At 66.7% G+C, this 6625-nt stretch carries 6 protein-coding genes; 5 read left to right on the plus strand and 1 reads right to left on the minus strand.

The window, feature by feature from the left end:
* Positions 1-768, minus strand: a complete 768-nt coding sequence (gene truA / locus AC2FMN_RS06055; protein WP_496686945.1) for a tRNA pseudouridine(38-40) synthase TruA — start codon at positions 766-768, stop codon at positions 1-3.
* 112 nt (positions 769-880) lie between these two features.
* Here truA and AC2FMN_RS06060 point away from each other — a divergent pair, with 112 nt between their 5' ends.
* The 5 genes from AC2FMN_RS06060 to AC2FMN_RS06080 form a co-directional block, all read left to right on the plus strand.
* On the plus strand, positions 881-2293 hold the full coding sequence (locus tag AC2FMN_RS06060) for a YcjX family GTP-binding protein (protein WP_496686947.1): 1413 nt from the start codon (positions 881-883) through the stop codon (positions 2291-2293).
* Entirely contained in the window at positions 2290-2733 is a 444-nt protein-coding gene (locus AC2FMN_RS06065; RefSeq protein WP_496686948.1) for a GNAT family N-acetyltransferase, read from the plus strand. The genes AC2FMN_RS06060 and AC2FMN_RS06065 overlap by 4 nt, the downstream gene beginning before the upstream one ends.
* A 3-nt stretch (positions 2734-2736) precedes the next feature.
* Positions 2737-3726 (plus strand): YcjF family protein, encoded by a 990-nt coding sequence (locus AC2FMN_RS06070; RefSeq protein ID WP_496686950.1) that lies wholly within the window; start codon positions 2737-2739, stop codon positions 3724-3726.
* Positions 3727-3786: 60 nt separating this feature from the next.
* A complete protein-coding gene (locus tag AC2FMN_RS06075) occupies positions 3787-4497 on the plus strand; it encodes a VIT1/CCC1 transporter family protein (RefSeq protein WP_496686952.1) in 711 nt (236 codons plus the stop codon).
* A gap of 149 nt (positions 4498-4646) precedes the next feature.
* Positions 4647-6625, plus strand: a 1979-nt coding sequence (locus AC2FMN_RS06080) for a DUF2339 domain-containing protein (RefSeq protein ID WP_496686954.1), incomplete at its 3' end; no start/stop codon positions are given.

Here is a 6625-nt window from a genome sequence, read left to right on the forward strand (position 1 = left end):
TCAGTCGAAAACAGGATCGGGGTAGCCCACCCGCGCCAAGTACAAACCTTGCGGCGGGCAGACCGGCCCGCAGGCCGCGCGGTCGGCGGCCTCGAGCGCATCGCGCACGTCCTGCGGGGTCCAGGCGCCCGCGCCGACCCGTTCAAGCGTACCGACGAAACTGCGCACCTGGTTGTGCAGGAAGGACCGGGCACGGACATGGAAATGCACCTCGGGGCCGGAAAAGCCCTGAACCTGTTCGACGCGCAGCTCGTCCAGCGTCTTGACCGGGCTGGCCGCCTGGCAGATCGAGGACCGGAAGGTGGTGAAGTCGTGCCGCCCGATCAGCATGTCGGCCCCTTCCTGCATTGCGGCGACATCCAGCGGGTGCCCGATCTGCCAGACCTGGCCCTTGTCATGGGTCGCGGGTGCACGGCGGATCAGGATGCGGAACAGGTATTGCCGCTCGATGGCCGAGAACCGCGCATGCCAGTCTTCCGCCACCCGCGCGGCCTTGAGAATCGCCACCGGCAACGGCTTGAGGTGATAGTTCAGCGCCTCGGACAGGCGGAACGGGTCCCAGTCTTTTTCAAGGTCGCAATGGGCCACTTGCCCCAGCGCATGAACGCCCGCATCCGTACGCCCGGCGGCCGCGATCGTGTGCGCACCGGGCTGCAGTTTCGACAAAGCAGCCTCGATGGCGCCCTGGACCGAGGGCAGCTCTTTCTGCCGCTGCCATCCGGCAAACGGCGCACCTTGGTATTCGACTTTCAACGCGTATCTGGGCATGGGCTGCTGGTACCTTGCCGGACGCGCCCGGGCAAGGGCAGGCGGCAAAAGCGCTGGCAACCGGGGCAGCGGCTACCTATCTTGGGACAAACAAGAAATGCGGGGCGGCGGTTTGGTCATCTCATCACTGGCAGACAGTCTTGTGCGCGGCGTCGAATCCGTCGGCGACCGCGTGTCCGAGACGTTTTTCGAACCGGTCGTCCGGCTGGGCGTCACCGGGCTGGCGCGGTCGGGCAAGACGGTGTTTATCACGTCGCTGGTGGCCAACCTGCTGGACAGGGGGCGGATGCCCGGCTTGGTCGCCCAGCAGGAGGGGCGCATCAACGCCGCCTACCTGCAGCCGCAGCCCGACGACACCGTGCCCCGGTTCGACTATGAATCGCACCTGTCGGCTCTGACCGGGCCGCAGCCCCACTGGCCCGACAGCACCCGCGCCGTGTCCGAGCTGCGTCTGTCGTTCAAGGTCCGCCCCGCCGGGCTGCTGGCCGGCCTGCAGGGGCCGCGCACCGTGCATCTGGACATCGTCGACTATCCCGGCGAGTGGCTGCTGGATCTGGCCCTGCTCGAAAAATCCTATGACGACTGGTCGCGCGAAACGTTGGAGCGGATCGCGCAGCGTCCGGCCGCCGCCGATTTCCTGGCCCAGATCAAATCTGTTGACCCGGCCGACCCCCATGATGAACCCACCGCGCAGGCCCTGGCGCGGGGCTTTGCCGACTATCTGACTGCCGCGCGGGATGCGGGTTTCTATGACTGTACGCCGGGCCGGTTTCTGCTGCCGGGTGATCTGGCCGGGTCGCCGGTGCTGACTTTTGCACCGTTGCCGACCGAGGGCGCCTCGCGCCGCCGCAGCTTGCATCGCGAGATGGAGCGCCGGTTCGAGGCCTACAAATCGCAGGTCGTGAAGCCCTTTTTCCGGGATCATTTCGCCCGGATCGACCGGCAGGTGGTGTTGGTGGATGCGCTGGGCGCGATCCACAAGGGGCCGCAGGCGGTCGAGGACATGCGCCGCGCCATGGGTGATATCCTGTCTGCCTTCCGGCCCGGCCGCAATGCGTGGCTCAGCCAGATGCTGCTGGGCAAGCGGGTCGAACGCATCCTGTTCGCTGCCACCAAGGCCGATCACCTGCACCACCTGCAGCACCCGCGCCTGACCGCGATCATGGAGGCTCTGACGCGCGAGGCGCGCGACCGCGCCAGGTTCGCCGGGGCCGAGACCGCTGCCATGTCCATCGCCGCGCTGCGCGTGACGACCGAAGAAATCCGCACCCACAACGGCGTCGAACTGCCCTGCGTGCGCGGTACGTTGGACACCGGCAAGCAGGCGGCCTTCTATCCCGGAGAGCTGCCCGAAGACCCCGCCCATCTGCTGGGCCCCGCGCGCAGGGGGGCCGACACTTGGTTGGGCGAGGATTACGGGTTCATGACCTTTGCCCCGGCGCATCTGTCGCTGCGCCCCGGCGACGGCCCGCCGCATATCCGGCTGGACCGCGCTGCGCAGTTCCTGATCGGAGACCGGCTGTGACCGTTACCCTCAGGCCCGCGCGCAGCCTCGATGCCGGGGCGATCGGAGAGATCCTGCACGGCTTTGCACACGAAAACGACTGGATGCCCGAGCTGCATTCCGGGGCCGAAGCCATCGCCTTTTGCGGGCGGATGATCGACAATGGATGGGTCACGGTTGCCGAACAGGGCGGCAAGGTCGCAGGCTTTCTAGCCGTGGACGGGACCGAGGTTCATTGCCTGTACCTGAGCCCCGCCGCGCGAAACCAGGGGATCGGCGCACAACTGCTAGACAGCGCCAAGGCAGGTCGTAGCGAACTGGTGCTGTTTGCTTTTCAGGCCAATACGGGCGCGCGCCGGTTCTATGAGCGGCACGGCTTTGTCGAAGTGGCCCGAAGCGACGGGGCCGACAATGATGAACAGCTGCCGGACATTCGGTTCGTCTGGCAACAGAAGGAGTGACGCATGGCCAAGGGTCCGGTTCTGATCGAACTTGACGAGGATGCCCCGGCCGCCGACGTGGCGAACGCCGCGCCGGTACCGGATATCGCGCCACCCCAGGGGCAGGCGATGCAGGCCGCGGCCCGGCTGGCCGCGCGCAAGCCGTCGGTTTTGGGCCGGTGGTTCTGGGGGCTGGCGGTTGCCGTCGTGGGGGCGGCGGTCTCTGTAGCCGCGTGGAATTTTGCCACCTCGTTGATCGCCAGCGTTCCGGTGCTGGGCTGGATCGTGACCGGCCTGATTTGCGCGCTGGTGCTGGTGGCCATGCTGATCGCGCTGCGCGAACTGGCCGCGCTGGGCCGGCTGTCGCGGGTGGACGGGATGCGCCGCGCCGCCGATGCCGCGCTGGCCGATGCCGATCTGGCGCAGGCCCGGGCCGTGACCCAGCGCCTGATCACGTTCTATCGCGGGCGCGAAGATACGCGCTGGGGCCGCGACCGTCTGGCCGAACGGGTCGAGGAACAGTTCGACGCTTCGGGCCTGCTGGGACTGGTCGAGGATGAATTGCTGGCTCCGCTGGACGCCGCCGCCAGCCGCGAGGTCGAGGCCGCCGCGCGCCAGGTCGCGACCGTGACGGCGCTGGTGCCGCTGGCGCTGGCCGATGTGGCGACGGCGCTGCTTGCCTCGCTGCGGATGATCCGCCGGATTGCCGAAATCTATGGCGGGCGGGCCGGGATTCTGGGGGGCTGGCGGTTGACCCGCGCGGTGTTCGTTCACCTGGTGGCCACCGGTGCGGTGGCCGTGGGCGACGATCTGCTTGAACCGGTTCTGGGCGGGTCAGTCCTCAGCAAACTGTCGCGCCGCTTTGGCGAAGGGCTGGTCAACGGCGCCCTAAGCGCCCGCGTCGGCGTGGCCGCGATGGAGGTCTGCCGTCCGCTGCCCTTCTCGGACCGGCACAGGCCGTCGACCCGCGGCATGGTCTCGCGCGCGCTGGGCGGGCTGTTTTCCAAGGGTTGATCTGCCGCAAAGCCATCGGGCCGATACTCAGGGCACAATCTTCCGGAAGGGAGACCAGCCATGGCGGATCACGGCCACAGCCAAAAGGAAATCGCAGAACGGATCGACACCCCACCCGGACGTGGGTTCTTGCGGGACGTTGTCTATGGCGGGATCGACGGATCGGTGACCACGCTGGCCATCGTGGCAGGCGTCGCCGGGGCCGGGCTGTCGCCCTTCGTCATTGTGGCTTTGGGTTTGGCAAACGTGCTGGCTGACGGATTCTCGATGGCGGCGGGCAACTACTCGGGGACCAAGGCCGAGCTGGACAATATCCGACGGATCCGCGCCATCGAAGAGCGCCACATCCGCCTCTACCCCGACGGCGAGCGCGGCGAGGTGCTGGAAATCCTGTCCCGCAAGGGCTTGTCGGGCCGGGTGCTCGAACAGGCAACCGATGCGATCACTGCCGATCGTGACACCTGGATCAACCTGATGATTGAGGGCGAGTACGGGTTGGGCAGCGTCGATCCGCATCCACTCAAGGCCGCCGCAGCCACGTTCGCGGCCTTTGTCGTGGCCGGTATGGTTCCGCTCGTGCCGTTCTTGTTGGGTGTCGAGGGCGCGTTTTCAGCCTCGGTCCTGATGACGCTGAGCGTGTTTTTTGCCATCGGCGCGATGAAAAGCCGGTGGTCGCTGGCGCCTTGGTGGCGCTCGGGGCTTGAGACGCTGGCGATTGGTGGAGCAGCGGCGGCAATTGCCTATCTCGTCGGGTCTCTGTTCCATCCTTAGATTACTGGCGTCAGACCACAACAGGCTGAAACCATTTGGGATTTCCCGACTGTCTTACCGCGCCTGCACAGGATAGCCTATAATGCAGATTTGCCCGGAGGTGCGGTTTGGAATCTCTGCTTGTTCTTGTTGGCTTGGTCGTTTTGGCGATGCCGGTATCTATTGTCGTCTTGCTGGTCGGCCATGCCCGACTGCGGCGGCGGGTCGAGCAGTTGGAGATCAGGTTGGGTGTCAAGCCGCAGCCCGACATGGCACGGCCCGCGCGGACGCCGCCCGCGCCAGCAGAAGCGTCGAAGCCAAAACCCCGACCGGCCCCTTGGGGCCCGCCGAAACAGGAAAGCCCACCCACGCCGGATCAACAGCCCGAGCCTGAAAAATCGGCAACTGTTGCCGAGACCGCATCCCCTCCGGCCGCAGTCGTGTTCCGCGCCGAGCGCTTCGACGATCTGGGCGCGTGGCTCCGCGAGAACTGGTTCTATGCCGTATCCGCCCTGTCGCTGGCGCTGGCGGGGATATTTCTGGTGCAATACGGGGTCGAGAACGGGTTGCTGCCGCCCACCGCGCGCGTGGTGGCGGCCTTGGGCTTCGGCGCGCTGCTGATCGTGGCGGGTGAAGTCGTGCGGCGCCGATACGGCGATGACGAGTCGTCGGCCACCGCCTACCTGCCTTCGGTATTTGCAGGCGCGGGGCTGGTCACGCTGTTCGGCGGTGTGCTGGCGGCGCGCCAGCTCTATGACCTGATCGGCCCCGAGGCGGCTTTGGCGGGCATGATCGCCATCGCCCTTGTCGGGCTGGTTCTGGGCTGGTTCCACGGCCCACTGCTGGCGGCGATCGGGTTGATCGGCGCCTTTGCCGCGCCATTCGTCGTAGGTGGAGAGTCGGCCGACCCGTCCTGGCTGTATGGATATTTCTTCGTGATCACCGGGCTTGGGCTTGGGATCGACACGGTGCAGCGTTGGGCCTGGGTGTCGGTGCTGTCGCTGATAGGAGCCTATTTGGCGGGCCTTTTGCTTGTGGCTGGTTCGCCGATCACAGAACCGGCTTTCCTCATCTACGTGGCCGCCGTTGCCGTGATCGCCATTGCCATTCCCGTGCGCCGGATCTGGCCCGATCATGACGGCGCGATGTTCAGCGAAATATTTGTCAGAAAAGCCAGTGGTCCGTGGCCCGAATTTCCGACGCGTTTGGCCTTTGGGGCGGTGCTGGCAAGCTCGGCCATTCTGGTGTTGCAATGGGCGGATACGAGCGGTGAGTTCTGGCTGGGTGTGATCCTGCTGGCAGTCCTGACGTTCGCCCTGCTGATCTGGGCCAAGGACGCACCGGCCCTGCAGGACATGACCGCGCTGCCTGCCCTGGGGCTGGGTGGTTTCGTGTTCACGCACGGGTTTGATGGCGGCGCGGTGGCGCGTGGGTTCTGGCAGACCTACTCCGAAACGCCCGAGGCCGATTTTCCGTTGGCCGTGACGTGGCTGGTTGCGCTGGGCGCGGTGATCTCTCTTCTGGCGGCATGGCGGTCGTTCCGGGGTGGACGGTACCCGCTGGTCTGGGCCGGTGCCGCTGCGCTGTACGCCCCGGCGCTGGCCATCGCGCTTGAGCTTGGCTGGCGCCCGGCCAGCGTTATCGGAGCCTACCCCTGGGCCCTACATGCGGTCGCGCTTGCGGCGCTGATGGTGGTGCTAGCCGAGCGCTTTGCGCGTGTGGATGTTAAGGCCCGGATGCGTCCGGCTTTGGCCACGCTGTCGGCCCTGTCCTGCCTGACCTTCGGCTGCGTGATCGTGCTCAGCTCGGCGGCGCTGACCATCGCATTCGTGGTCACGATCATCGCGGCGGCGGCGCTGGACCGGCGGTTTGCCCTGCCGCCGATGAGCTGGTTCATCTGGGCCGGAGTCGTCACCGTCACGTTCCGGCTGATCCTGAACCCGGGTCTGGGCTGGGCGCTCGATGCGCCGGTTCCGGAAATGGCGCTGGTCTATGGAACTGCGGTTGCAGGCTATGTCGCCGCATGGTGGATGCTGCGCCCGCTGGACCGACCTGTCGCCAAGGTCATGTTAGACAGTGCGGCTTGGGCGACGGGCGGCGTTCTGGTGTCGCTGCTGCTGCTGCGCTGGTTGGAAGGGCTGGGCGAGGG

Source organism: Ruegeria sp. BHSC037 (assembly GCF_059613045.1).